A 24,565-nucleotide genomic window follows, 5' to 3' on the forward strand; every position below is an offset into this window, starting at 1 on the left:
CGCATCCAGAAGGAGGAATTTATTATGGAAGACTGCATTTTCTGCAAGATCATCGCCGGGGAAATCCCGAGCACCAAGGTTTGGGAAGACGATAATTTCTTCGCCTTCAAGGACATCAATCCCGTCGCACCGGTACACGTTTTGGTCATTCCGAAGAAACACATTCAGAGCATTGCAGCCCTGACTCCGGATGATGCCGACATAGCCGGCAAGATGCTCTATGCGATCCAGAAAGTCGCTCAGGTCATGAACCTCGATAAGGATGGCTTCCGCGTCGTATTCAATACGGGAGAAAAGGCCGGTCAGACCGTTCATCATATGCACGCCCACATTTTAGGCGGCAAAGAAATGGCATGGCCCGGCGTATGAGTGAGCGCCGGCCGCGAAGACAGCCGCAAAAGCATGTGCAGATTTCCCTGGCTTCGATTACCCGTATCATCGCCATCGTCATCCTCATCGGCCTCGTCGCCTTTTTAGCCATTCATAAAATCTAATGATTCTTTCATGAAAAAAGACCCGACAGGGTCTTTTTTTTACGCCCCTTTAATCCGCGACGTCTATAATAGAAGGAATAACATCGTGAAAGGGGAAGGTATTATGGAAACAAGGCTTTTAGGCTATTATGGAGAACAGGCTGCCATGGATTATATACGGCATCAGACGGATTATCGCATCCGCTGCTGCAACTACCGCAATCGCATGGGTGAAATCGATATCATTGCCGACCATGGACGGACGCTTGTTTTCATCGAAGTCAAGACGCGACGATCTGAGCGCTACGGCAGGCCCTGTGAGGCCGTTGAACGGCGGAAGCGTCAGAAAATTACCTGTGTCGCTTCGGGCTATCTGAAACAGTTCAGGTTGTGGGATAAGCCCTGTCGTTTTGACGTCATCGAAGTCTGGCCCGGCGCTGACGATCAGCCCGTTATCCGCCACGTCGTCCATGCTTTTTTTGCAGAAAGGCGGTGAACTCATGTTTGCACGCATTTCAGGTGCTGCGACCTTGGGCCTTGGCGGTCACGTCATCGCCGTCGAGACGGATATTTCAAACGGCCTGCCGTCCTTCGATTTGGTGGGATTGGCTTCGACGTCGGTCAAAGAAGCTAAGGAACGGGTGCGAGCAGCCATTAAGAACAGCGGTTATGAGTTTCCCATGCGGCGCCTGACGGTCAATCTGGCACCGGCTGATTTGAAGAAAGATACGTCGGGACTCGATTTGGGATTGGCCGTGGCGATCTTGGCATCGAGCGGCCAGATTCCCTTGGAAGCCTGTACGGACTGCCTCTTTTTAGGGGAACTGGCTCTCGATGGGGAGATTCGGCCGATAAACGGTGTCCTGCCCATGGTCATCGAAGGGGCCGCACAAGGCGTGAAGGCCGTTTTTGTAAGCTCTAAAAATGGTGCCGAAGCCCTTCTTTGCCCGTCGGTTACGGTCTATACGGCTGAGTCCTTGTCTCGCGTCGCCGGCCATTTGAAAGGCGAGGCGCCTTTGAAGCCCATCACGGCTCAAGAACAGCTGTCAGACATTCTCGATTACGACCTCGACTTTTCTGAAGTACAAGGCCAGGCCGAAGCCAAACGAGCGCTTGAAATCGCAGCTGCCGGCGGCCATAATATTTTAATGATCGGCCCGCCGGGAAGCGGCAAGACCATGCTGGCTAAACGGATTCCGACGATTTTACCGCCCTTGGGGAAGAAAGAGGCCCTGGAGGTGACGAAAATCTACAGTGTTGCCGGCCTCCTTCGGGAAGGGCAGCTCATGCAAAGGCGGCCTTTCCGAAGTCCTCACCACACGATATCCCGGGCAGGCCTCGTCGGCGGCGGAACGATTCCTCATCCTGGAGAAGTGACCCTCAGCCATCACGGCGTCCTCTTTCTCGATGAACTGCCGGAATTTCCCCGTTCGGTCCTGGAAGTGTTGAGGCAGCCACTGGAAGACGGCATCGTTCACATTGCCCGGGTCAATGCCGCCTTATCCTATCCTTCGCGATTCGTCCTGGTGGCGGCGATGAATCCCTGTCCCTGTGGCCGCTATGGGTTTGATGATGACTGTACTTGTTCTGAAAATAACCGTCATCGCTATATCAATAAGATTTCTGGTCCCTTACTGGACCGTATCGACCTGCACGTTCGCGTGGCCAGGCCGGCCTACGGCGACTTGGTGGCAAGCCAGGCCGCTGAGACGTCGGCAACGATACGGGACCGAGTCCTGCAGGCCCGGGAACGGCAGGCGGCGCGGCTGTCCAACTATAACTGTTTTTGCAATGCCCACATGGGGCACCGGGAAATCAAGGAGACGTGCTGCCTGAGCCAGCCTGCTCGAGAGATACTGCGTGAGACTTTTGACCTCCTTCGCCTCAGTGCCCGCAGCTACGACCGACTCATCAAAGTGGCTCAGACCATTGCCGACCTCTCCGGCGCAGCGCATATTGAAGAACATCATGTGGCAGAAGCCATCAGTTACCGAAACAAAATGTAAGGGAGGTGACGACGTGAGCGGCATCACGGAAGAAACGATGTATGCAGCGGCTCTGCAATCCCTTCCCGGTCTTGGCAGTCGGCGCTTGAAAGTTATCCTCGACCGCTATCGTTCGGCTAAGGCTGCTTGGAATACGTCGTGGGACGACGATTTGCGGCGTCGGCTGCGGTTTTCACCCACTTCTTTTGGCAAACTTATTGAAGAACGAAATGTTTTTGATTGGGACGGATTTTCCCGTAAACTTTCCTTTTATGGCGTTCGCCCCATTGCCCTGTGGGACGACGACTATCCCTGCTGGCTGCCCTTCATTGCCCAGCCGCCACTGGTTCTCTTTTGTCAGGGGACTATGGCTAGTGATCGATATACTCTGGCCATGGTCGGTTCGCGAAAGGCCAGTCCTTATGGACTCAATGCCGCTGAAACCCTGGCCATGAGTCTGGCCGAACGGGGAATTACCCTGGTCAGTGGAGGCGCCCGGGGCATCGATACTCGGATTCATCGGGGAGCGCTCAACGGGAAGGGGCGGACTATTGTCGTCGCCGCCAATGGCTTGGATCGGACGTATCCTCGGGAAAATAAGCGATTATTTCGAGACATCGTCGACAACGGCGGCGCCATTCTTTCGGAATATACCTTCGGGACTGAGCCGCGGGCCCAGCATTTTCCGGCCCGCAATCGCATCATTGCCGGCATGGCAGCGGCGACTGTCGTCATTGAAGCGGCCCTTGGCAGCGGATCCCTCATTACGGCCGACTTTGCCCTAGAGGAAGGGCGCGATGTCTTTGCCATGCCCGGCAGTATTTTTGCCGAAACCAGTAAAGGGACGAACCGTCTGCTGCAGATGGGGGCCATGGCCCTGACCGATACCGACGATATTTTGCAGGTCTTTGAACATCGGGGATGGCTTATTCCGACCGCTGCGGAGGGAGGAGAAGAAATCGACTTCGATGAGACGGAACGGCAGGTCTTAGCCGCTCTTTCCATGGAACGGGCCATTCCGGCCGAAGATTTGATGCTGACGACCGGCCTGCCGCTTCCCAAATTGCTGCACACCCTCCTTCGACTGCAACTAAAAAAAGCCGTCGAGGAACTGCCCGGCGGCTATATTCGCTGCGCTGCGGCAGCTTTTCGGTTATAGTTTTGAAATATAGTGTCGTGCCTTATCGACGGAGACGACGTCAATCCAGCCGAAGGGACGCAGGACGTGACAGATATAGAAGAGGGTGTTGTAGTCGAGAATGAGGTTTTTCAGTCCCTTGAGGGTCCGCTTACTGCCTTCGACACTGGCGTAGCCTGCAAGGGCGGCATTGAGGAGAGACGTATCGGACCATTCTTCACGAAAACAGCTGTGGATGAAGAGAAAAAGGTCGAGGACGGCAGCCGGTGCCTGGATAAATTTCTTTTCATTTTCCCAATCTAGGAGGGTAACGGAATCATTTTCACGGTGATAGGCAATATCACGCAGGGCCGGACGGCCGTGATGCAGGCCCAGGACGTGGAGGCGAGCTAGCCCTTCGCCGGCTTTGGTAAAGGCATGGAGGCGCACGTCGGCGTAATCCTCTTCTTTGGCGACGCGCTGCAAGGTTTTGCCTACATTTTCCATGACGAAGAAGTCTTCGTCGAGAAGGACGATTTTTGGAGCCAAGGGCAGGCGGGAGTTGACGGTCATGATTTTATAGGCTTCACACCAAAAAGATGCCGAGGGATTCTGTTTGGCAAAGGCGTTGCGGCCATTGGACATACGGCGTTTGATAAAGTAGTTCATTCCATCGAAAGAAAGGGGGATAACCCGTTTGTCCGGGTTTTCGGCGATTGCTTCCTGAACCTTTTGGAGAAGAGACGGATTGAACAAGAGTGTCACACCTTTCTATTAGTAAGACATAGTTTCATTATTTACCGGGTTTATACACAGGGTATGGTTTGATTATAGCAAATTTAGGGAGTAAAAGAAACGGAATCCTGTTTAAAATGTCGGTAAAATCAAGGTTTTCAGCATGCAGAGAGGTACTTCGAGGATGACGAAGTGCCTCTCTTAATATACTTTTATAGACCGAAAAGTTATAATGAAATTGATAAACGATATTGACATGTGAAGAAATACACTTTATAATAAAAACTGCAAAGTGGTATAAATTATTCAAAAAGGGAGATGTGTCGTATGTTTCAGAATACGGATTTTTGGATTGGTTTAGGTATCGGTGTCGTCGCAGGTGTCTTTGGCTACAAATTGATGTCCGAACGTGAACAGCAGCTTCTTGCTATGCAGCAGCCCGCAGCCGGCGCTTTGACGGCCTCCGTTCCGCTCGCTGAACTGCAGCGCCAGAAGGAAGAATTAGAAGACATGATTGCAGCCCAGGAAGCCGCACAGGCAAAATAATTACAGACTGTAAAAAGAAGACTGTTGCCTTTCGGTGACGGTCTTTTTTAAAGGGTAAAAAGAGAGAAAGGGCCGCGTTTATGTTTATTCCGACGTCGAAATGGGACTTCATCATTCGTTCTGTCTCCATCTCGTCTTACTTACCGGGCCGCATACGCCTGCACAGTAAGAAACTCATTGGCAATGCTGAACTGGGCCGCAAGGTCTACGCTTACATTGCCAGCTATAAAGAAATCGATAAGGTCGATATCAACGTCCTCACGGGTTCCGTCTTGATAACCTATCGGCCGCAGCTGCTGCGGACCAACGGCGAACTCGTTCGGGTAGAAAACTATATCAGGACCCATGCTGAAAGGAGAGGGTAATCATGTCATACGCCTCAGGTTTTATGGTGGGCACGTCGATCGGAAAAGCCGTTTACGACTTGTTCCATAAGAAAAGAGGAGGCAGCGCCTTTGCCGGTGCGCCTTCAATCCAAGGAGAAAAGAAGGCCGATGTGCCTCGCTTTGCCTGCGTTTCCGCACTCCCGGGCCGTCGCCGTTACCGGGCTGCGTCCCTTCTCGGCAATGCAGGGTTGGCCGAATTCATGGAAAAGAAAATCGGTGCCATGACCGGTATCAGCTCCATCGAGGTCAACACCGCTACGGGAAGTATTTTGGTCTATGCTGTAAGTGAAGCTGCGCTGGATCTTTTGGAAGATTTCTTCCGTTCCCGCCTCTTTCCCAGTGCTGTGGAAGGCATTATCAACGCCGTCTACGATGCTGACCGGAGCGCTTCTCGCCCGCCGGCAGAACCGACGTACCTCAAGGTTGCCCGGGCGACGGGGGATTTCTTTAATCAAGTCGTTCGAAAGAAATCGAAGCATCTCCTCGATTTGACGACCTTGGCGGCCTTATTCCTGGTCATCCGCGGCCTTCGCAAAACGGTCTTCATGGGCCAGCGCCCGTCGGGACCGCAGATGCTGTGGTGGGCCCTGTCACTCTTGAGGAGGGAATAGCTATGTACTTGTGCAATACGATTTTTCTACACAGCGAAATTCCCAGCCGCATGCGGCCTATCCTGAGTGTCAAGCTGCGTCAGGTCCGGGATATCGTCTCGGCCGTTGTCGAAGAAAAAAAGGTCACCGTCTATTATCGTAAGACCCTGGACTTGCGGGCTTTGAAGCTGTTTATCCGCGCTTTTGAAGAAAAGTACGGCCGCAAGAAAGAAGAAAAATTAGAAGACATGGACGTTGCCACTTACCGTCGGGAAGCCATCATCTCCGTCGGCGGCTTCATCGCCATGAACATTCTGCGCAAGGTCAATCCGGAATTTTACGGATCCATGCTCTTGTTTCGTCGACTCTTTACCTTATACATCGCGCGTCGCTATATTAAAAGCGGTCTCCTCAGCCTGGTAAAAGATCATCGAGCCAACGCCGATACCTTGACGGCAACGGCTGTCGCTGCCTCGGTCCTGTCCGGGAAACCTGAATCGAGCCTGACCCTCCTGGCCTTGTCGAACGGGGCTGAAATGATGACCGAATACGCCGCTGAACGTGCCCGTCGCCAGATTTCCGGCCTCTTAAAGCTCGATCAGCGCGACGTATGGCTCATCGAGGGCGGTAGAGAACACAAGGTTCCTGTCGAATCGCTGAAGCGGGGAGACCTCATCGCCGTCCATCTCGGTGAAAAGATCTGCGTCGATGGTACTGTCGTCGATGGCAATGCCGCCGTCAATCAGGCCTCTATTACGGGGGAATCGAATCCGGCTATCAAGCAGGAAAAGTCATCGGTCTATGCCGGCAGCGTCATTGAAGCGGGGGATCTCGTCATCCGAGTCGAAAAAGTCGGTGCCGATACGTCCTTGGCCCAGATCATTCACCTCGTCGAAGAAGCCCAGACCCGTCGGGCGCCGGTTCAGAATTTTGCTGATAAGATGGCCAACCTCTTGGTTCCGATTTCCTTTATCGGCGCGGCCATCGTCTATGGGGCGACTAAGGATTGGCAACGGGTACTCAACCTCTTGTTCATCGACTTCTCGTGCGGCCTGAAACTGTCGACGGCAACGGCCATTTCGGCAGCCATCGGCGTTGCCGCCCGGAAAGGGATTCTCATCAAAGGCGGCAACTACATCGAAAACCTGGCCGATATCGACACCGTCGTTCTCGATAAGACGGGGACCATCACCATGGGCGTTCCTCAAATCGACCACATCGAAACGGTCCAGGGGGTCAGCGATAAGGAAATGATTCTCTTGGCGGCGTCGGCAGAAATGCACTCCGTCCATCCGCTGGCCGTAGCCGTTCAGAAATACGTCAATGCCAAGGGCTGGCAGACACCACCGCACACATCTTCGGAAACGATCGTTGCCCGGGGCATGAAGGCCGTCGTTCCGCCCTTTGAAAGCTATGAAGGCGGCGACATCCTCGTCGGCAGCCGCCGGTTCATGACCGAATCCAATGTCGAAGGTATGCCGACCGTCGATAATAAGACCTGGGGCAAGAACCTCTTGTACATCGCCCGTGACGGCCAGTACCTCGGCTTCCTCACCATTCAGGATCCGATCCGACCGGGCATGAAGAAGACCTTGAACCGCATGCGCCGCTTAGGCATCGACGAAGTCGTCATGCTTACCGGCGACTCGAAAGACGTGGCCGCAGAAGTTGCCCAGGATATGGATATCGACTCGTACTACGCTGAAATCCTGCCGGAAGAAAAAGCCAACTACGTCATGAAGATGCAAAAAAGAGGCAACGTCATGATGGTCGGCGACGGCATCAACGATGCACCGGCCCTGGCATTTTCCGATATCGGCGTCAGCCTCGGCGGCAACAAGACCGACATCGCAGCCGAATCGGCAGCCATTACCATCCGTTCAGAAGATCCAGCTAAATTGTATGATGCCCTCCATATCGGACGAGAAACGATGCGGGCCATCAATCAGAACTTCACGGCGACCATTGCCGTCAACTCGGCCGCTATGCTCCTCGGGGCCTTAGGGAAAATCAGCCCCTTATGGGCCGCTGTTATCCACAACACGGCAACCTTAGCCGTCGTATTGAACAGCGTTCGCATTCTCGGGCCATCCGTGCCGAAGGTACGAAGAGCCTGAAATAAGAAGTCGTTATCGATTTTAGAAAACGATTCTTAAATGATACGAAAAATCACATATTCAAAAGAATGCATCAACCTGCATTCTGTAAAGATAAGAAGCGTATCTCGGTACGCTTCTTTCTTTTTATAAATGAATTTCAATAGCAAAGTGTTGACAGAGTATGTGAAAAAATATATAATATGTTTGGTAATGAAATATATTATCATTAGTTGAAGGGATGTGTGAGTATTATTTACGGAGCTGAAAGGAGCGATGTAAATGAGTGTCGTCATCGTAGGTGGAAATGATTGCATGGTGTGCCGTTATAAACGTATTTGCAAAGAATTCGATTATAAGGCCAAAGTTTTTACACAGGTGCCCAGTGATTTTAAGTCAAAAATCGGGTCGCCTGATTTGGTGGTGTTGTTTACCAGTACCGTGAGTCACAGTATGGTCCGCTGCGCTCTGAAGGAAGCCCAGCGTAAGAACGTGGATATCGTCCGTTCCCATACCAGCAGCTCAAGCGCACTGAAAACTATACTAGCAGCCAGGACGGAGGAAGCCGCCGTCTAGGCCAGCAAAGGGGAGTTAGTCATGAAGATTGTTTCGTTAGCTGACATGAAAGTCGGTCAGTCGGGTATTGTCGAAGCCCTTGAAGGTCGAGGAAACATCCAGCATCGCCTGGTCGACATGGGCGTCGTCAAAGGTTCTCGTATTTCTGTTTTTAAAAAGGCCCCTCTCGGAGATCCGGTCGAAGTCAAGATCAAAGGCTGTGCCATGGCCTTGCGCATGAACGAAGCGGCTATGATTTCTGTAGCCGTGGATCAATAAAAGGGGGTATTTAGTAGTCATGGAAAATGCAGGAAAAATTAAGGTCGCCCTCGCCGGCAACCCTAACTGCGGGAAAACGACGATTTTTAACAACATTACAGGTTCAAAACAGCACGTCGGCAACTATCCCGGCGTCACTGTCGAAAAGAAGGAAGGCCATCGCACCTTTAATGGCAAAGACTTGCTCTTCGTCGACTTGCCGGGCACGTACAGCTTGACGGCACGGTCGCTGGACGAAGTCGTTGCCCGTAACGTTATCATCAATGAAAAGCCAGATATCATCGTCAACGTTCTCGATGCATCCAATCTCGAACGTAACTTGTATTTGGCTGCTCAGCTCGTCGAATTAGGACGGCCGATGGTCATCGCCCTGAATATGATGGATATTGCCGAACGAATGGGCATTAAGATCGACATCGAAAAGTTAGGCCGTCAGATCGGTGCCGTCGTCGTTCCTTTAGTCGGCAGCAAGAACTTAGGCACGAAAGAACTGCTCGACGCTATTTCCAGCATGGAAGCGAAACACCTGGTCAATGCTGAAGTCGATTACGGTGCAGACGTCGAACCGGCCATTGCCAATTTGACCGATGCTATCGAAAAGATCGACGTCATCAACTATCCTGTTCGTTGGTTAGCGGTTAAGCTCCTTGAAAACGACTCCGATGCCGTTGCCAAGGTCAAAGCCATCGACGGAACGGAACATATCTTGGAACTGGCGGCTTCGCTCCGCAATTCCCTGACTGAAAAAATCGATTTAGACTTCTATTTTGCTCAATGCCGCTACCAATTCGCGACTGACGTATTTAATAAATCTATCATCAATGTCGGTACGAGCGATACCTTGTCTGATAAAATCGACCGCGTCTTGACCCACCGTATCTTGGGGATTCCTATTTTCCTGGGTCTCATGTGGCTCATGTTTACCGTCGTCATCGACCTCGGTGCTTATCCTCAGGATTGGCTCGACCAAGGGTTTGGCATGCTTGGCGATTGGCTGAGTACGGTTGTTGCAGATGAACAGCTGAGATCCCTTCTCGTCGACGGCGTTATCGGCGGTGTCGGTTCGGTCCTCAGTTTCGTACCGCTTATCATCCTCTTGTATTTCTTTATCAGTTTGCTCGAAGATACAGGCTATATGGCCCGCGCCGCCTTCCTCATCGACCGCGCTATGCGTGCCCTTGGCCTTCACGGGAAGTCGTTCATTCCGATGATTCTCGGCTTTGGCTGTAACGTGCCGGGCATCATGGCTGCACGTACGCTTGATAATGAAAAGGACCGCCTGGTCACTATCCTGGCGTGCCCCTTCATGAGCTGCGGCGCCCGTCTTCCTGTTTATACCCTGCTCATCGGCGCCTTCTTCGGCGCTTCCGGTTACGGTGGTACGGTTCTCTTCGGCGTCTACCTCTTAGGTATCATCGTCGCCGTTGCCGTCGCCTTGGTTCTGCGTCACACGACCTTTAAAGGCGAACAGGAACCGTTCGTTATGGAAATGCCGCCGTACCACATTCCGACCCTGAAAGGCGTCCTCATGCACATGTGGGAACGCAGCGTACTGTACCTTAAAAAGGCCGGTACCTTCATCCTCGGCGCTTCGATCATCGTTTGGTTCCTCACGGCATATCCGATGGATGTCCAGTATTCTCAGGACTTCGATGCTGCGAAAGACCAGGTCAGCGCTCAGATGGAACAGAAACAGGCTGATATCCTTCAGACCTATGGTCTCACGTCCATCGATCAGAACAGCGAATTGAACGGCATGTACGAATCCATGATTGCCGCTGCCGACGCTGCTGCTGAAGAAGAAGACAGCGAAGAAGAAGACGTTGAAAGCGTCCAGCAGGCCGAAGCTGTGGAAGAAAAACCGCAGTATCCCGATGCCTTTGCTGATCTCGAAGCTTCGAACCCGACGGTTTATGCGCAGGCTCTTCCGTTATTCGACGCCAAAGTTGCTGCTGACGATGCTACCAGCGAACTCGACAGCCAGCAGAATGCTGAAAAGATTTCCCAGTCCTATGCAGCCCGCTTAGGCCACTTCATCGAACCGGTCATCGCACCGCTCGGTTATGACTGGAAGATCGGCGTCGCCATCGTTGCCTGCACGGCCGCCAAAGAAGTCATGGTTTCGACCTTGGCTACGATTTACAGCGTCCAGGCTGACGATACCCATGAAGCTAACCTCATCACCTTCCTCGCTGATGACCCGAACTTCAACCCGGCCGTTGCCCTGTCGCTGATGGTCTTCACCTTGCTCTACATGCCTTGCGTCGCTGCGATGGCTGTCATCAAGCGTGAAACGGGTTCCTGGAAGATGCTCCTTGCCAGCGATGCTATGTGCCTCGTCTTGGCATATGTCTTGGCTTACGTTACCTATCAGTTAGCCCTTATGGCCGGCCTCGGTGCATAAGCAGTTTGATCCTATCGAAAGGGGGGTTCTGGTATGAGTCCTGCAACGATTATTGTCGCTATCGTCGTCATCATCGCCGTAGCGTACTTCATCCGTCACGTCCGTGGTCTGTTCAACGGAACGGCCGGTTGCTGCGGTGGCGGCGGCTGCTCGGGCAGCTGCTCCGCAAGCGGACAGTCGAAGACGGGGGATAAATCTAAACTCCCGCCTTGCTGCCAAAAGTAAATAGCAGATAACAGCACTGAACCTCCATCGGTCACTTTGGCCGGTGGAGGTTCTTTTGCATGAAAGAAACAAATTTGCTGTACATCATAAGACGCCTCACCATCGAGTCCTTTACTGAGATATGAAGAATTCGGCGGTGAGGCGTTTTGTGTTATAAATAACGGCCGGTGATACTGGCCTTATTTTTCTTGATATCTTCCGGTGTACCTGTGGCCGTGATGCGGCCGCCGTCTTCGCCGCCGCCGGGGCCCATATCGATGATGTAGTCGGCGTTACGGATGACGTCGAGATCGTGTTCGATGACGAGGACCGTCGCCCCTTGGTCGAGGAGGGCCTGAAAGACTTGGAGCAGGACCTGCACGTCCAGGGGATGGAGACCGATACTCGGTTCGTCAAAGACGAAGAGCGATGCCGTCTGCGTTCGCCCCATTTCACTGGCCAGTTTCAAGCGCTGGGCTTCGCCGCCGGAAAGGCTGGGCGTTTCTTCGCCGAGGGTGAGGTACCCCAGGCCCAGGCGGTTGAGGGTGGTGAGTTTCTGGGCGATGTTCTTCCAGTCGGCGCAAAATTCAAGGGCGGAGTGGACATCCATGGCCATCACTTCCGGAAGGGTCAAGGTCTGGCCTTTTTTATTGGTCAAGCCGACCTCCACTGCGGCCGGGGCATAGCGTGAGCCATGACAGGTCGGGCAGGGGATATTGACGTCGGGCAGAAACTGGACGTCGAGACTGACCGTGCCAGTACCGTCGCAGTCCGGGCAGCGCAGGGAACCGGTGTTGTACGAAAAGTTTTTGGCCTTGTAGCCATGTTCTATAGCATCAGGCGATTTGGCAAAGCGTTTTCGCAGTTCGTCGTGAACGCCGGCATAGGTAGCGACGGTAGAACGGACGTTGATGCCGATGGGGGTAGCATCGATGAGTTTTACCTGCTCGATGCCGCCTGCCTCGATGCTGCGGATATGGTCTGGGAAGGGATGGCCCTTGATGGCAGCCTCTAAGGCCGGAATCAAACTTTCTAGTACCAAAGTCGTCTTACCCGAACCAGATACGCCGGTGACGACGGTCAATCGGCCTTTTGGGATTGCCAGGTCCAGGGGTTTTACGGTGTGAATGGAATCCGTTGAGAGCTTGATGTGACCCTCAGCGAAGAGGTCCGAAGGAGGGACATCTTTGCGGATTTTCGTCTGGGTTTTGCCCGACAGGAAGGGCCCAATTTGGGAGACCGGATTGTCTTCGATGGCTTTTATCGTTCCTTCGGCTAAGACATGGCCGCCATTTATGCCTGCCTGAGGTCCCATTTCGATGATCCAATCGGCTTTTTTTAAAATCTGCGTGTCGTGGTCGACGAGGATGACCGAATTGCCGTCGGCGATGAGGTCGTTCATGACGCCGATGAGGCCGACAATATTCGACGGATGGAGCCCGATGGATGGTTCGTCGAGGACGTAGAGTACGCCCGTCGTGCGGTTGCGGACGGCTCGGGCCAGCTGCATGCGCTGACGCTCTCCCGTCGATAAGGTCCCGGCCGAGCGGTCGAGGCTGAGGTAACCCAGGCCTAAGTCGATGAGGCGCTTTGCCGTATTTTCAAAGGCGTCACAGATGCTGTGGGCCATGGGCTGCATCTCTTTCGGCAGGGACCCGGGGACGGCTTGGACCCAGCCGGTTAAGGCCGAAAGAGGCATGGTGCAGACTTGGTCAAGGGAGATGCCCTGTACCTTGGGAGCTCTGGCCGCTTCCGACAGGCGGGTCCCGTGACAGGTCGGGCAGACTTCTTCCTTCAAGAATTTTTCGACGCGCTTCATGCCCTTTTCGTCTTTAACCTTAGAGAGGGCATTTTCAACGGTATAGACAGCGTTGTAGTAGGTGAAGTCGAGTTCACCGGCTTCATTGGAATTTTTCGATTTATAAAAGATATGCTTTTTCACCGCCGGTCCATGGTAGACGATATCTTTTTCTTTCTCCGTCAAGTCTTTAAAGGGCACGTCGGTGCGGACTCCCATAGCCCGGCAGACGTCGGTCATGAGGGACCACATGAGGCTGTTCCAGGGAGCGACGGCGCCGTCGTCGATGGTGAGCGACTCATCGGGGACGAGGGTGGCCATGTCAACGGTGCGGACCATGCCTGTGCCGCTGCAGTCGGGGCAGGCGCCTTGGGAATTAAAGGCCAGTTCCTCTGCCGAAGGCGGCGTAACATGGGCGCCGCACTGGGGGCAGATGAGGTCTTTTTCCGCGGCCACGTTTAAGGACGGCGGGACGTAATGACCGTTGGGGCAGCGGTGGCTGGCCAGGCGGGAATAGATGAGGCGCAGGCTGTTTAGGAGTTCCGTTCCCGTGCCGAAGGTACTGCGGATTCCGGGAATGCCTGGCCGTTGGTGAAGGGCCAGAGCTGCCGGCACATAGCGGACTTCATCGACGGCAGCCTGCGATGCCTGGGTCATGCGGCGGCGGGTATAGGTCGATAGAGATTCTAAGTAACGGCGGGATCCTTCGGCATAGAGGACGCCAAGGGCCAGGGACGATTTTCCCGATCCGGAGACGCCGGCAATGCCGACGATTTTATGGAGGGGGATATCGACGTCGATATTTTTGAGGTTATGGACTTTGGCTCCGCGAATGAGCATCTTATCAATCATGGCTTTCACTCCAATCCTAAATTTATTTTTTTACAGCGGTAGGGGTATCGAGGCGGGGACCAGGGTCAGGGACTCTTGTCAACCGGGGTAACCGGGCCGTATTCTCCCATCTGGGTGAGAATCTGATAGCGTATCGTCGATAGAAATTCTTTGACCTGAGAAGGCGCATTTTTGGCAGCCAGGATGCCGTAGTCGACGGTGATATCTGTTTGTAAAGGGATACTGACCAGCCCGGGATGGATGTCTTCCCACGGCGTCAGATTGATGAGGGCCGCATTTTTGTCGATGGCGGCATTGAAGGTATCGAGGCTGTAGCGGCCCGGCGTTTCGAGAATCTGACAATGGGATAATTCTTTTTCCATCCGGTCGCGGAGCAGATCGTTTTTGTGACTAATGCCCCGGGGCACCATGAGCAGGTGCTGGGATTCCAAATCTTTGATGGCAAGGCTTTCTTTTTCGGCCAGTGGGTTGTCGGACCGGACGGCAATGCTGAAGCGATAAGACCCTAAGGGAATGGCGTCGACCAAGGTGTGGGTCGTCGCCTGGTCAAAGGTGCCGATGAGGATGTCGCAGCTCTTTCCCAGGGCTTCGTACTCCCGGTTCTGGGTGACGAGGTCGCTCGGAAGCGGGACGATGGTCAGACTGTATTGGGGCAGGTGGCCCTTGATGCGGTTCCAAATCGATAAGAAGGGCCGGCTGGGATGGAGAAGGGACGTCCCCAGGCGCAGGGTGAATACGTGGTTCGTCGTCGCGTGGCAGGCCAAATAGGCCTGATGGGCCAGCTCGATGAGCTGCTGGGCATAGGTGAGAAAGACTTCTCCTTCCGGTTTTAGACGGATGCCCGCTGACGACCGTTCCAAGAGGGTGCAGCCGAGTTCACTTTCGAGTTTATTGATTTGCTTCATGACGGCTGTGGCAGAGATGAAGTTCTGCTCGGCCGCCTTGGTAAAACTTCCCAGCTTGGCGACAGCCAGGAAGGTTTGCAGGTTTTGAATATCCATCGTGGCCTCCGTTAACTTTTGGTTAATACCATACTAACGGATTGACGATTCTCAGTCAAGGCCGGACGTGGCATAATAACCTTGTCGATGAAGGAGGGATAGTCATGAAGCATACGATATTAATCGCTTATTTTTCACACAGCGGAAACACCCGCGCCGTTGCCCAGGAAATTGCCCGCCAGACCGGAGGCGACTTGTTTGAGATACGAACCGACCGGCCTTATCCTGAGGCTCACGACCCTTGTTCGCGTCAAGCCCATCAAGAGTTGATCGACGATATCCGGCCGTCTTTGACGAATCGGGTGGCCAATATGGATGACTACGACGTGGTATTCATTGGCCATCCGATTTGGTGGTACTGCGAACCCATGGTCGTTCGGTCCTTTTATGAAGCCTATGATTTTTCGGGAAAGACGGTCATTCCCTTTGCTACCTCCGGCGGCAGCGATTTGCAGGATACGATGGCCGATATGAAACGGTATCTGCCGGCGTCGGTCATCGGTCGGGGGCTCTGCATCGGAAGTTACGACGTGAACCATTGTCAGCAAAAAATCCAAAAATGGATTCATCAGTTAGGAGTGACTCAATCAAATGAATAACGCAAAGGTAAAAGTAACCGTCAACGGCTCGACCGTTTTGTCGGCCCAATGGGAAGACAACGCGACAGCCAAGGCCTTATTAAAAAAGATGCCCTTTACGATCAAGATGTCTAATCTCTACGGTCGGGAAATGTGCCATCGCTTCGGCGGCGGCAGCCTGCCCGTCAAGGCATCACAAAATAAAGACTACGCCGTCGGCGACATTTCCTATTGGCCGCCCTTAGGGAGTCTGGTCATCTTATACGGCCAAAACGGAGAAGTCTTTGAACAGGTGTCCATCGGTCATATCGAGGACGATATCCGATTCTTTTCGGGGATGCCGGAAGCAACGATTTTATTTGAAACGGTAAAGGAGTCATGATGATGAAACTGTCGAAAAAAATCACTGCCATTTTAATGATTGGCCTGTTCTCGGCTTTTCTGGCCGGCTGCAGCCAAGACGGTCAAAGTGCCGATGCTGCTAAGCCGGACACCGGTGCAGTACAAGCTTCGACGGCCGATGCATCTTCATCGGCCAGTAAAAAAGGAACGATCGAAGATAAGGATATCGTCGGCGTATGGATCAACCATATCGATACCGATATCAACCAAAAGATTACCTTTCATGCCGACCATACATGGACCGAAAATCAGCATAACGTGGATAACATCTATTCCGGGACCTGGTCGATTAAGGGGGACCACAGCATCTACTTAGAACCCTACGGGGAAACGATTGAAATCAATCCTGACAATCTAAAAGAAATGAACGTCGTCCGCTATAACCACCGGCTGACGAAGGAAGATTAATTGCTAAGAAAGGAGAATGAACATGTCCATTCAAGATAAGGTCGTCGTCATCACCGGGGCCTCGTCCGGTATCGGGGCGGCGACAGCCGTCATGCTGGCCAAACACGGGGCAAAAGTTATGCTCGGCGCCCGCCGGACAGAGCGGCTGGAAGCCTTGGTCCGGAATATTCAGCACTTAGGCGGAAAAGGCGCTTATTATTCCGTCGATGTGACCCGACTCGACCAGGTCCAAGGTTTGGTACAAGCCGCCATGGATGAGTTCGGACGGGTCGACGCCATCTTCAATAATGCCGGCATCATGCCCAATTCGTCCATGAGTGACCTTCGCATCGATGAGTGGAATGCCATGATCGACGTCAACCTCAAAGGCGTCCTCCACGGCATCGTCGCCGTCATGCCGATCTTTAAGGCCCAAAAGAGCGGCCATATTATCACTACCTCGTCGGTAGCCGGCCTTAAGCATTACGTCGGCTCCGGCGTCTATGGGGCTACGAAGTTTGCCGTCCGCAACGCCATGGAAGTCGTCCGCATGGAGTCGGCTCAGGAAGGGACGAATATTCGCACGACGACGCTGTTTCCTGCGGCCATTGATACGGAACTCATACATCATATCGGTGAAGCGGCGACGGCAGATCGGATGAAGACTTTTTATAAAGCCCACAGCATTTCTCCCGATGCCGTTGCCGCCTGTGTCCGCTTTGCCCTGGAACAGCCGGAAGACGTCGATATCAGTGAAATGACGATTTATCCGACGAGTCAGGCTTAGGAATAAGCGTTTTTGAAGCAAATAGAGGATAGGGTCACTATAAAGGGTGCTGCAGCTTTTTGAGAGCTGGGCGCTCTTTTTTAGTTTCAAAACTACCAAAAACATGATACACTGATAACATATAGCTATAATTTGCGGCAGACGATCCCCTTTTTCGTGACGGTCGTTTTTTCTGATTTTCCGGAAAGGACGTACAGGGCGATTACTGCAACCGTTCAGAGATGGAGAGAGGGCTATGGGAAAAGATGAAATCTACGCTTATTTGACGGCCAAGGGCATTTCCTATGAAGTGACGAATCATGACGCCGTTTTCAATATGGAAGAATTAGGGGCCGTGGAACTGCCGTATCCCAAATGGGATGCTAAAAATCTCTTTGTCCGCGATGACAAGAAAAGGAACTACTATTTGATTTCCGTCAAGGGTGATAAGCGGGTCGACTTGAAGGCGTTTCGCAAACGCCAAGGGCTGCGGCCCCTTTCCTTTGCCTCGGCCGACGACTTGCTGGCCATCTTGGGCCTGACGCCGGGAGCCGTGACGCCTTTGGGCCTCCTCAATGATAAGGCCGGAAAAGTCTATTTTTACCTCGATGTCGATTTTAAAGGCCATCTCATCGGCGTCCACCCCAATGACAATACGGCGACGGTATGGCTTTTGGCCGATGACTTGATGAAGCTCCTTAGGGAAGAAGGTCATGACGGGGAGTTTGTCGACATCTGAATGCTTCTGCACAGCGTCGATAAGGTTTTCTAGACAGAATCGAAAAAATGACCTCTTTACCAATTTAGATAAAAAAGGTATCATTAACCTAATGACAGCGTTTTAGCGCAGTCGGATTCTGAATGAGAAAGGCGTGATACGGTGCAGAAATTAGGACTTATCGGCGGGACTGGTCCTGAATCGACGATTGAGTACTATCGGGCCCTTGAATATGGCGTACAGCAGCGGTCGGGACGGAATTTTTTTCCGAATTTGACCATTGAAAGTCTGAGTGTCTTTGATGTCTTGGCCTTCTGTGAGGCAAAGGATTATGCGGGTTTGACGGCCTACTTAGCAAAGGGCTTTCAGAACTTGGCCGCTGCCGGCGCACAGTACGGGGCTTTGACCGGGATTACGCCTCATATCGTCTATGATGAACTTTCAAAAGCTTCGCCCATTCCCATCATCAGTATGGTGGATACGGCCTGTAGTCATGCGCTTTCGAAAGGCTATGATCGAGTCGGTCTTTTGGGAACGCTGCCGACGATGAATGGATCCTTCTTTCAGCGTCATTTTTCGGATCACGGCGTCACCGTTGTGACCCCCAATGAGGCGGAAAAAGCGTATATGGGGATGAAAATCGAGACCGAACTGGAATTGGGCAAAATCGTGCCCGATACGCAGGACGCTTTCCGGCAAACGGCCATGCGATTGATTGAAGAAGAAAAGGTACAAGCCATCGTCCTCGGTTGTACGGAGCTGCCACTGATCTTTGGCGATATCAATCTGCCCGTCCCCTATATCGACGTCATGAAGGTCCATATTGAGGCCTTGATCGATGTCATCTTGAAGGATTGACAGCAAATTATTTTTTTGGAAATGTGTATATGGAAAGGGAGGAAACGTATGGAACGGATAATTGTAAAGCGCGTGAAAGGTTCTAAAGCTATCGACGGAGCCGGTGTCCACTTGACCCGCGTCTTGGGAAACGCTACGGTAGAAACCTTTGACCCGATTCTGATGCTCGATTCTTTTGACAGTACCAATCCCGATGACTACACGGCGGGATTTCCCATGCATCCTCACCGGGGGATTGAAACGGTAACCTACCTCTATAAAGGCAAGATGGTCCACAAGGATACCCTGGGGAATGAAGATAGTATTTCTGACGGCGAAGTCCAGTGGATGAATTCCGGATCCGGCATCCTTCACGAAGAACAGGTTCCGGCATCGCCGCGGATTTTAGGCGTCCAGCTGTGGCTCAACCTGCCCCAGAAGGAAAAGATGAGCCAGCCGACGTATCGCCATATCGGCAACGATGAAATCGAAGACATCCAAATCGAAGGCGGCTTTATTCGCCTCTTGGCCGGTACCTATAAGGATTATAAAGCCCATCAGGGCGATCATCTGCCCCTTAATTACTACGACATCCATTTAGACGCCGGTGCTGAATTTGTCCTCGATACCAAGGCCGACGATTCGGTCATGGCCTTCACCCTCTTGGGCGATGCTGTCGTTGCCGGTGAAACCGTCGAAGCCAAGACGGCCGTTAAACTTTCTGACGGCGATACACTGGTGCTGCAAGGCGCTGAAGGCGGGTCGCAGATTTTGGTCATGCAGTCCAAGGCCCTTCATGAACCCGTCGTCTGGGGCGGCCCGATTGTCATGAATACCAATGAAGAATTACGGCAGGCCTTTGAAGAACTGCAAAATAATACTTTCATAAAAGACCGCCTCGACTTTGACCCTCATAAAGGCTAACCTTGATTCCTCCCGGTTGCGGATATCCGTCCGGGAGGATTTTTTTGTCCCTTGAAGGCGAAAAAACGGTGATTTCAATCTTTGGCAAAGTTTTTGAAGGAATTTTTTAAAGAATGTCGAAATATATACAGTAAGCGTCAATTTGACCACCTATAAGGAGGGTTGACTATGAATGGATTGAAACGATGTGTGCTGGCCGGGATGGCGTCCTGCCTGCTGATGATGCCTGGCTTTTCCTTGGCAGAAGGTGCTCCCGGCAGTGATGTGACGACTCAGGCAGCGGCCGCGGAAGCGACATCGGCCTTGCCAGAAGCCAATCAGGACAGCGGCGTTTCTCAGGCAGTTCAGAATAAAGACTATGAACAAGCTTTGCAGATCGTGAACCGCCGGATTGAAGACAATCCGAACAACGCCGATCTGTATGCCCGCCGGGGCTTGATTTACTTGATGATGGACCGCACAGACGAATCGCTGGCTGACAATGACAAGGCCGTTTCTTTGGAACCGGATAATGCCTCACTGTACCTCAACCGCGGTACGGTTTACGAAAAGCGCCGGGACTATAAGTTGGCCATCAAGGACTATACCCAGGCTTTGACCCTGTCGAAACCGGGCGAACCTTATCAGGTCATGGCCTATTTCAATCGGGCTCGGACCTACACCAAGAGTGACTCCTACGATCTGGCCTTGGCCGATATCCGTCAAGGTGAAAAAATCATGCCTTATTTCTCCCAAAATTATTTCTTGGAAAGTCAGATTTACCAAAAACAGGGGAAGAAGCAGCTGGCCAAGCAGCGCATGGACATCGGCACGGCGTATGAGCTCATGCACCAAGGTCATTATTTATTAGCCAGCGTCACGGTCGGAAAGATCGGCATGAACGAAATGGCCCTGAACCTCGTGAATAAAGCCGTTGAACAGGATCCGGGAAATTGGGAGGTCTACTCCGTGCGGGGCTTAATCTATGCCAACTTATTGCAGCATGAAAAGGGGATTGCCGATTTAACCAAGTCCTTGTCTATGCATGAAACGTCCATCGACTATAATAACCGCGGCGAATGCTACCGCCACCTCAAACAGTATAATAAGGCTCGGAAGGACTATGCCAACGCCCTGCGTCTGGCAGAAACTGATGCCGACTACCATGCCGTCTACGACAGTATCGGTCAACTGGCCTTAGATCAAGGTGATTACAAGAAAGCCGTCGAATACCTTACCAAGTCCATTGCCATCGAACCCTACGCAGAGGGCTATAAATTGCGCAGCCAAGCCTTCCGTAAGCTGGGAGACAATCAGAAAGCCGATCAGGATGAGGTTTCGGCACAGGAACTGATGCAGCGCGATTTATTGGAATAATAAATTACTTTTCAAATTCCCTCGAGATGTGCTATAATTTAAACGTTATTCTTGAGTGAAACTGCCTATAATATACAACACATCGTATTGAAGGGGGAATTTGATGAAGAAGGCTGTTATCGCGGCCTTGTCCATATGCTGCCTCATGGGCGTTGTTACGGCGTCGGCAGCAGAAGTACAGGTCAAGACGGAGAAGACCGTATCTGCAGCGGTAGATGCGGCAGATGAGGCTCAGAAAGAAGGGCCGACGCAGAAACAATATGTTCCGGCAAAGAGTGGAGAACACCATGAAGGTTCGCTGAAAGATCGGGTCCAGAAAATTTTGGGTGCTAAGGAAAGTGCGCCGGCTGTGAACCTTGCAGGTGACGAAAAGTACCACTATGCCGAATCGACTCATGAAGCGACGGTCATTACGCCGTGGAACCGCCAAAAATACGAAGATCAGTACCAATACCAGTACCAGCATGATTCGTACGATGCGGCCATTGCCAATGCCTACGCCTATCGCCGCGACTTTGGCAAGAGCAATCTTCGTAAGTGGAGCAGCACGGAAGGCATGGATACGCCGTGGGACAGCAATCGCACGACCGATACGGTTCATTTCCAAAGCTCGACCATTGCCTTTTTGGATCGGTTGAATGCGGAAGCCCGTCAGGCCGGGATTTCCTTCATCATCACTGGCGGTGCCGAAGGCGGCTACCATGCCAGCGGTCTTTATTCCCATGAAAATGGCTATAAAGTCGATATCTCCGATGACGGCATCTATCAGGGCAGCAAGGCATATGAAGTCCTTCTCAATGCCTTGGCTCCGTACAAGCATCAAATTACACACGAATGGGATAAGAATCATTTCGATATCACCATTTATCCGGAAAATTACCGCGGGTAAGGCGTCCTTTTCAACGGAAAAAGGGAGGCCTTCTGTGGTAAGGAAGACTGTCTGCAAGGGCAGTCTTTTTTTCATGAGTCTTATTGTTTGGACCGAAGCTATTTTTTAGGAGGTGGCCTATGAAGTTTGACGATTGGGACGCTTATTTTTCCTCCCTCATTGGCGATGATTTACTTCAAGTACCTGGCTTGGCCCTCTTGGTCTATCATGAAGGCCGGGAGGTGTACCGCTTTACGGGCGGTTTTCGCCGGTTTCAGCCCAAGTCTTTGCCGATGACGGCGGACAGCCGGTTTCGCATCGCTTCGGTGTCGAAGATGTTCACCATTTTTACACTTCTGCAGTTGGCCGAAAGGGGGCGGTTGTCTCTTGATGACGACGTCAGCCGTTACCTTGGCTTTCGCCTGCGCCATCCGGCTCATGACGATATTCCTTTGACCCTGCGCATGCTGGCTTCTCATACGTCGGGTCTTCGCGACGGGAGAGTCTACAGCATCCCGCCGGCTGTTTCCGTCGAAGCTTTTTTTAAGCCCGGAAGTCCCTACTGGGAAAATGGGCAGCATTTCGCACCGCCAGAAGAAGTGCCGAGACAGTACTTTACCTACTGTAACCTTAATTACGGCCTCTTAGGGACGGTCATTGAAGCCGTGACCGGCCAGCGTTTTGATGACTATCAAAAGGCACACCTTCTAAAGGACCTCGACTGTCGGGCTGACTACGTGCCGGGAAATTTACTGGCTGATGAATTTGAAAAACTGGGCACGATATATGGCAAGGATGAAGAACAAGGGCGCTGGATAGGGAGGATGGACGACTTTAAGGGCCATCAGCCTGAGAGGGATACGATTGCCCTTCAAAATCCCTACGATGAGGCTGTCTGTCAAATTTATGAACTGGCCGGATACCAACCGGGGACCAATGCTACTTTATTTTCCCCTCAAGGTGGTCTGCGGCTATCCCTCGATGAAATGGGGCAGACCCTGGAGATGATCCTCCATGACGGCGTCTATCGGGGACGGCGCATTTTACAGGCGTCGTCGCTGCGGGAGATGTTTTCTCCTCAGTGGACCTATGACGGCCACAACGGTGATACCTGCGGGCAGACGATCTTCACCTATGGCTTGGGTGAATTTGGCGTCGACGGCGATGGCCCGGCCCGGCCGTGCCGCGAGAAAGAAATTTCTCTTTGGGGCCATACGGGGCAAGCCTTCGGCTTACTATCGGGTCTCTTTGTCATACCAGGTACGAGAAGCGGTTTTGCCTACGTCATGAATGGCGAGGGGATGGCTGAAGAAGACCCGGGAAGCTGCGGCTCCTTCAGCACCAATTATATCTGGGAAGAGCGGGTCTTAGACGGCTTGTGCCGTTTTATTGACGGCCTCTAGGCCCTGTGCTATGATGATACCAATACGGAAAGTTCCATAGGGGAAGGCGATATATAGATGAATGCTTATGAAAGTACCATGAATTTTACGCGGCGGGCTGTGTGGGCCCAAATTGATCTCGATGCAGCGGCCCATAATATGCGTCAGATTCGGAAACACGTCGGACCGGACGTCAAAATTGCAGCCGTCGTCAAGGCCAATGCCTATGGCCACGGCAGCGTCGAGTTGGCTCGAACCTTTGCGGAAAATGGGGCCGACTGCTTTGCCGTTTCCAGCCTCGATGAAGCCGTTGAACTGCGGCGCTATGCCCATCTCGACAAGGAAATCTTCATCCTCGGCCACACCGATGCCCGGCGGACGGAAGAACTGTTGACTTATGATATCGAACCGGCCGTCTTCAACTTGAAGAATGCCCGCTTTTTTTCCGAAGAAGCACAGCGGCTGGGCAAGGTGCTGCGCGTCCATATCGCTATCGATACGGGCATGAGCCGCGTCGGCTTTCCCGTCAATGAAGCCAGTGTCGCCGATATCAAGACCCTGGCGTCCCTGCCCAATATCGAGGTCCGCGGCATTTTTACCCATTTTGCCGTATCGGACTGTAAAGATAAAACATTTACCCATGAACAGTACGGCCATTTTCGCTGGATGTGCAAGCGCATGGAAGAAGAAGGTATCGACATTGCCCTGCGTCACTGCTGCAACAGTGCGGCTGTCCTCGAGCTCCCGGACTATTACTGCGACATGGTGCGGCCGGGCATCATCATGTACGGTTGTGAACCGTCGCCGGACGTCGATATTACGCCCTTTGACCTGCGGCCGGTCATGTCCCTTCGCTGCTGTATCGCCCACGTCAAACTCATCGACGCCGGGGCTACCGTCAGCTACGGTCGTCACTATACGGCACCGGAACGCCGCAAAATCGCGACCCTACCCGTAGGCTATGCCGACGGGTATTCCCGTATCTTGTCGGGCAAGGTCGACGTTCTCTATCACGGTCACCGCGTCCCTCAAGTCGGGACGATCTGCATGGACCAGTGCATGATCGACGTCAGCGGCGAAGCCAACGTCCACGCTGGTGATGAAGTCGTCCTCTTCGGCCAACAGGGCGACAGCTTCATTCCCATTGAAGAAATTGCTCAGGTCTGCGGTACGATTAATTATGAAATCATGTGCAACTTGTCCCGCCGCGTCCCCCGTGTCTATATGAAAAACGGCAAGGCTGTCGGCCGGGAAGAGTATCTTTTTGACAAACCATAGACGATCGATAAGGAAAAATGCTGTCCTCATGAGAGGAACAGCATTTTT

27 protein-coding genes are annotated in these 24,565 nt (G+C 52.6%); 24 read left to right on the forward strand and 3 right to left on the reverse strand.

The annotated features are described in order from the left end of the window. The first annotated feature begins 24 nt into the window (after positions 1-24). From HMPREF3201_RS09165 to dprA, 5 genes are all read left to right on the forward strand, one after another. Positions 25-369, forward strand: coding sequence for a histidine triad nucleotide-binding protein (locus HMPREF3201_RS09165; RefSeq protein WP_062412772.1), 345 nt, complete (start codon positions 25-27; stop codon positions 367-369). Next, a complete protein-coding gene (locus HMPREF3201_RS12060; RefSeq protein ID WP_255353917.1) occupies positions 366-494 on the forward strand; it encodes a hypothetical protein in 129 nt (42 codons plus the stop codon). Before HMPREF3201_RS09165 ends, HMPREF3201_RS12060 begins: the two co-directional genes overlap by 4 nt. Positions 495-597: 103 nt before the next feature. Beyond that, entirely contained in the window at positions 598-969 is a 372-nt protein-coding gene (locus HMPREF3201_RS09170) for a YraN family protein (RefSeq protein WP_062412942.1), read from the forward strand. A gap of 4 nt (positions 970-973) precedes the next feature. Then, the gene (locus tag HMPREF3201_RS09175; RefSeq protein ID WP_062412773.1) at positions 974-2,479 is read left to right on the forward strand and encodes a YifB family Mg chelatase-like AAA ATPase; all 1,506 of its coding nucleotides are present in this window, start codon (positions 974-976) and stop codon (positions 2,477-2,479) included. Between the two features lie 13 nt (positions 2,480-2,492). Next, the gene (gene dprA, locus HMPREF3201_RS09180; protein WP_227163088.1) at positions 2,493-3,617 is read left to right on the forward strand and encodes a DNA-processing protein DprA; all 1,125 of its coding nucleotides are present in this window, start codon (positions 2,493-2,495) and stop codon (positions 3,615-3,617) included. Here the strand turns inward: dprA and HMPREF3201_RS09185 are convergent. Further along, a complete protein-coding gene (locus HMPREF3201_RS09185; protein WP_062412775.1) occupies positions 3,612-4,331 on the reverse strand; it encodes a BUD32 family EKC/KEOPS complex subunit in 720 nt (239 codons plus the stop codon). The genes dprA and HMPREF3201_RS09185 overlap by 6 nt on opposite strands. Before the next feature lie 306 nt (positions 4,332-4,637). Between HMPREF3201_RS09185 and HMPREF3201_RS09190 the strand changes: the two genes are divergently transcribed. From HMPREF3201_RS09190 to HMPREF3201_RS09225, 8 genes are all read left to right on the forward strand, one after another. Beyond that, a complete protein-coding gene (locus tag HMPREF3201_RS09190; RefSeq protein WP_044504165.1) occupies positions 4,638-4,856 on the forward strand; it encodes a hypothetical protein in 219 nt (72 codons plus the stop codon). Positions 4,857-4,936: 80 nt separating this feature from the next. Further along, positions 4,937-5,221 (forward strand): HMA2 domain-containing protein, encoded by a 285-nt coding sequence (locus HMPREF3201_RS09195; RefSeq protein ID WP_062412776.1) that lies wholly within the window; start codon positions 4,937-4,939, stop codon positions 5,219-5,221. A 2-nt stretch (positions 5,222-5,223) separates the two neighbouring features. Beyond that, positions 5,224-5,853 carry an HMA2 domain-containing protein gene (locus HMPREF3201_RS09200; protein WP_062412777.1) on the forward strand — a complete coding sequence of 210 codons (630 nt, stop codon included), beginning with the start codon at positions 5,224-5,226 and terminating at the stop codon, positions 5,851-5,853. 2 nt (positions 5,854-5,855) lie between these two features. Then, on the forward strand, positions 5,856-7,949 hold the full coding sequence (locus HMPREF3201_RS09205; protein ID WP_062412778.1) for a heavy metal translocating P-type ATPase: 2,094 nt from the start codon (positions 5,856-5,858) through the stop codon (positions 7,947-7,949). A 261-nt stretch (positions 7,950-8,210) separates the two neighbouring features. Further along, positions 8,211-8,504, forward strand: coding sequence for a DUF2325 domain-containing protein (locus HMPREF3201_RS09210; RefSeq protein ID WP_062412779.1), 294 nt, complete (start codon positions 8,211-8,213; stop codon positions 8,502-8,504). A 21-nt stretch (positions 8,505-8,525) separates the two neighbouring features. Further along, complete coding sequence (locus HMPREF3201_RS09215) at positions 8,526-8,762, forward strand: FeoA family protein (protein WP_044504160.1); 237 nt, start codon at positions 8,526-8,528, stop codon at positions 8,760-8,762. A 19-nt stretch (positions 8,763-8,781) separates the two neighbouring features. Next, the gene (feoB, locus tag HMPREF3201_RS09220) at positions 8,782-11,166 is read left to right on the forward strand and encodes a ferrous iron transport protein B (protein ID WP_062412780.1); all 2,385 of its coding nucleotides are present in this window, start codon (positions 8,782-8,784) and stop codon (positions 11,164-11,166) included. Between the two features lie 33 nt (positions 11,167-11,199). After that, on the forward strand, positions 11,200-11,391 hold the full coding sequence (locus HMPREF3201_RS09225) for a FeoB-associated Cys-rich membrane protein (RefSeq protein WP_062412781.1): 192 nt from the start codon (positions 11,200-11,202) through the stop codon (positions 11,389-11,391). Positions 11,392-11,542: 151 nt separating this feature from the next. On the opposite strand, the gene HMPREF3201_RS09230 is transcribed toward HMPREF3201_RS09225, so the two are convergent. Next, entirely contained in the window at positions 11,543-14,020 is a 2,478-nt protein-coding gene (locus tag HMPREF3201_RS09230) for an excinuclease ABC subunit UvrA (RefSeq protein ID WP_062412782.1), read from the reverse strand. A gap of 65 nt (positions 14,021-14,085) precedes the next feature. After that, a complete protein-coding gene (locus tag HMPREF3201_RS09235) occupies positions 14,086-15,021 on the reverse strand; it encodes a LysR family transcriptional regulator (RefSeq protein ID WP_062412783.1) in 936 nt (311 codons plus the stop codon). 104 nt (positions 15,022-15,125) lie between these two features. On the opposite strand from HMPREF3201_RS09235, the gene HMPREF3201_RS09240 reads away from it, so the two are divergent. From HMPREF3201_RS09240 to alr, 11 genes are all read left to right on the forward strand, one after another. Then, positions 15,126-15,620, forward strand: coding sequence for a flavodoxin (locus tag HMPREF3201_RS09240; protein WP_062412784.1), 495 nt, complete (start codon positions 15,126-15,128; stop codon positions 15,618-15,620). Continuing rightward, on the forward strand, positions 15,613-15,981 hold the full coding sequence (locus HMPREF3201_RS09245; protein ID WP_062412785.1) for a cyclophilin-like fold protein: 369 nt from the start codon (positions 15,613-15,615) through the stop codon (positions 15,979-15,981). Before HMPREF3201_RS09240 ends, HMPREF3201_RS09245 begins: the two co-directional genes overlap by 8 nt. A gap of 2 nt (positions 15,982-15,983) precedes the next feature. After that, complete coding sequence (locus tag HMPREF3201_RS09250; protein WP_062412786.1) at positions 15,984-16,409, forward strand: hypothetical protein; 426 nt, start codon at positions 15,984-15,986, stop codon at positions 16,407-16,409. A gap of 22 nt (positions 16,410-16,431) precedes the next feature. Continuing rightward, positions 16,432-17,175: an SDR family oxidoreductase gene (locus HMPREF3201_RS09255; RefSeq protein ID WP_062412787.1), complete on the forward strand. Its 744-nt coding sequence runs from the start codon at positions 16,432-16,434 to the stop codon at positions 17,173-17,175. A 235-nt stretch (positions 17,176-17,410) separates the two neighbouring features. Then, positions 17,411-17,893, forward strand: coding sequence for a prolyl-tRNA synthetase associated domain-containing protein (locus HMPREF3201_RS09260; protein ID WP_062412788.1), 483 nt, complete (start codon positions 17,411-17,413; stop codon positions 17,891-17,893). 141 nt (positions 17,894-18,034) lie between these two features. Beyond that, on the forward strand, positions 18,035-18,730 hold the full coding sequence (locus HMPREF3201_RS09265; RefSeq protein ID WP_062412789.1) for an aspartate/glutamate racemase family protein: 696 nt from the start codon (positions 18,035-18,037) through the stop codon (positions 18,728-18,730). Between the two features lie 48 nt (positions 18,731-18,778). After that, positions 18,779-19,633 carry a pirin family protein gene (locus HMPREF3201_RS09270; protein ID WP_062412790.1) on the forward strand — a complete coding sequence of 285 codons (855 nt, stop codon included), beginning with the start codon at positions 18,779-18,781 and terminating at the stop codon, positions 19,631-19,633. A 168-nt stretch (positions 19,634-19,801) separates the two neighbouring features. Further along, positions 19,802-20,989, forward strand: a complete 1,188-nt coding sequence (locus HMPREF3201_RS09275; protein ID WP_062412791.1) for a tetratricopeptide repeat protein — start codon at positions 19,802-19,804, stop codon at positions 20,987-20,989. 103 nt (positions 20,990-21,092) lie between these two features. Next, positions 21,093-21,878 (forward strand): hypothetical protein, encoded by a 786-nt coding sequence (locus HMPREF3201_RS09280; protein ID WP_062412792.1) that lies wholly within the window; start codon positions 21,093-21,095, stop codon positions 21,876-21,878. Between the two features lie 119 nt (positions 21,879-21,997). Next, positions 21,998-23,260 carry a serine hydrolase domain-containing protein gene (locus HMPREF3201_RS09285; RefSeq protein ID WP_062412793.1) on the forward strand — a complete coding sequence of 421 codons (1,263 nt, stop codon included), beginning with the start codon at positions 21,998-22,000 and terminating at the stop codon, positions 23,258-23,260. 57 nt (positions 23,261-23,317) lie between these two features. Continuing rightward, complete coding sequence (alr, locus tag HMPREF3201_RS09290; RefSeq protein ID WP_062412794.1) at positions 23,318-24,517, forward strand: alanine racemase; 1,200 nt, start codon at positions 23,318-23,320, stop codon at positions 24,515-24,517. The last annotated feature ends 48 nt before the right edge of the window (positions 24,518-24,565 follow it).

Source organism: Megasphaera sp. MJR8396C (assembly GCF_001546855.1).
Classification (GTDB): domain Bacteria; phylum Bacillota; class Negativicutes; order Veillonellales; family Megasphaeraceae; genus Megasphaera.

Excerpts from the sequence above, each read along its gene's own strand:
- HMPREF3201_RS09165 (WP_062412772.1), top strand. The coding sequence starts at position 25 with ATGGAAGACTGCATTTTCTGCAAGATCATCGCCGGGGAAATCCCGAGC.
- HMPREF3201_RS12060 (WP_255353917.1), top strand. The coding sequence starts at position 366 with ATGAGTGAGCGCCGGCCGCGAAGACAGCCGCAAAAGCATGTGCAGATT.
- HMPREF3201_RS09170 (WP_062412942.1), top strand. The coding sequence starts at position 598 with ATGGAAACAAGGCTTTTAGGCTATTATGGAGAACAGGCTGCCATGGAT.
- HMPREF3201_RS09175 (WP_062412773.1), top strand. The coding sequence starts at position 974 with ATGTTTGCACGCATTTCAGGTGCTGCGACCTTGGGCCTTGGCGGTCAC.
- HMPREF3201_RS09190 (WP_044504165.1), top strand. The coding sequence starts at position 4,638 with ATGTTTCAGAATACGGATTTTTGGATTGGTTTAGGTATCGGTGTCGTC.
- HMPREF3201_RS09195 (WP_062412776.1), top strand. The coding sequence starts at position 4,937 with ATGTTTATTCCGACGTCGAAATGGGACTTCATCATTCGTTCTGTCTCC.
- HMPREF3201_RS09200 (WP_062412777.1), top strand. The coding sequence starts at position 5,224 with ATGTCATACGCCTCAGGTTTTATGGTGGGCACGTCGATCGGAAAAGCC.
- HMPREF3201_RS09205 (WP_062412778.1), top strand. The coding sequence starts at position 5,856 with ATGTACTTGTGCAATACGATTTTTCTACACAGCGAAATTCCCAGCCGC.
- HMPREF3201_RS09210 (WP_062412779.1), top strand. The coding sequence starts at position 8,211 with ATGAGTGTCGTCATCGTAGGTGGAAATGATTGCATGGTGTGCCGTTAT.
- HMPREF3201_RS09215 (WP_044504160.1), top strand. The coding sequence starts at position 8,526 with ATGAAGATTGTTTCGTTAGCTGACATGAAAGTCGGTCAGTCGGGTATT.
- feoB (WP_062412780.1), top strand. The coding sequence starts at position 8,782 with ATGGAAAATGCAGGAAAAATTAAGGTCGCCCTCGCCGGCAACCCTAAC.
- HMPREF3201_RS09225 (WP_062412781.1), top strand. The coding sequence starts at position 11,200 with ATGAGTCCTGCAACGATTATTGTCGCTATCGTCGTCATCATCGCCGTA.
- HMPREF3201_RS09230 (WP_062412782.1), bottom strand. The coding sequence starts at position 14,020 with ATGATTGATAAGATGCTCATTCGCGGAGCCAAAGTCCATAACCTCAAA.
- HMPREF3201_RS09235 (WP_062412783.1), bottom strand. The coding sequence starts at position 15,021 with ATGGATATTCAAAACCTGCAAACCTTCCTGGCTGTCGCCAAGCTGGGA.
- HMPREF3201_RS09240 (WP_062412784.1), top strand. The coding sequence starts at position 15,126 with ATGAAGCATACGATATTAATCGCTTATTTTTCACACAGCGGAAACACC.
- HMPREF3201_RS09245 (WP_062412785.1), top strand. The coding sequence starts at position 15,613 with ATGAATAACGCAAAGGTAAAAGTAACCGTCAACGGCTCGACCGTTTTG.
- HMPREF3201_RS09250 (WP_062412786.1), top strand. The coding sequence starts at position 15,984 with ATGAAACTGTCGAAAAAAATCACTGCCATTTTAATGATTGGCCTGTTC.
- HMPREF3201_RS09255 (WP_062412787.1), top strand. The coding sequence starts at position 16,432 with ATGTCCATTCAAGATAAGGTCGTCGTCATCACCGGGGCCTCGTCCGGT.
- HMPREF3201_RS09260 (WP_062412788.1), top strand. The coding sequence starts at position 17,411 with ATGGGAAAAGATGAAATCTACGCTTATTTGACGGCCAAGGGCATTTCC.
- HMPREF3201_RS09270 (WP_062412790.1), top strand. The coding sequence starts at position 18,779 with ATGGAACGGATAATTGTAAAGCGCGTGAAAGGTTCTAAAGCTATCGAC.
- HMPREF3201_RS09275 (WP_062412791.1), top strand. The coding sequence starts at position 19,802 with ATGAATGGATTGAAACGATGTGTGCTGGCCGGGATGGCGTCCTGCCTG.
- HMPREF3201_RS09280 (WP_062412792.1), top strand. The coding sequence starts at position 21,093 with ATGAAGAAGGCTGTTATCGCGGCCTTGTCCATATGCTGCCTCATGGGC.
- HMPREF3201_RS09285 (WP_062412793.1), top strand. The coding sequence starts at position 21,998 with ATGAAGTTTGACGATTGGGACGCTTATTTTTCCTCCCTCATTGGCGAT.
- alr (WP_062412794.1), top strand. The coding sequence starts at position 23,318 with ATGAATGCTTATGAAAGTACCATGAATTTTACGCGGCGGGCTGTGTGG.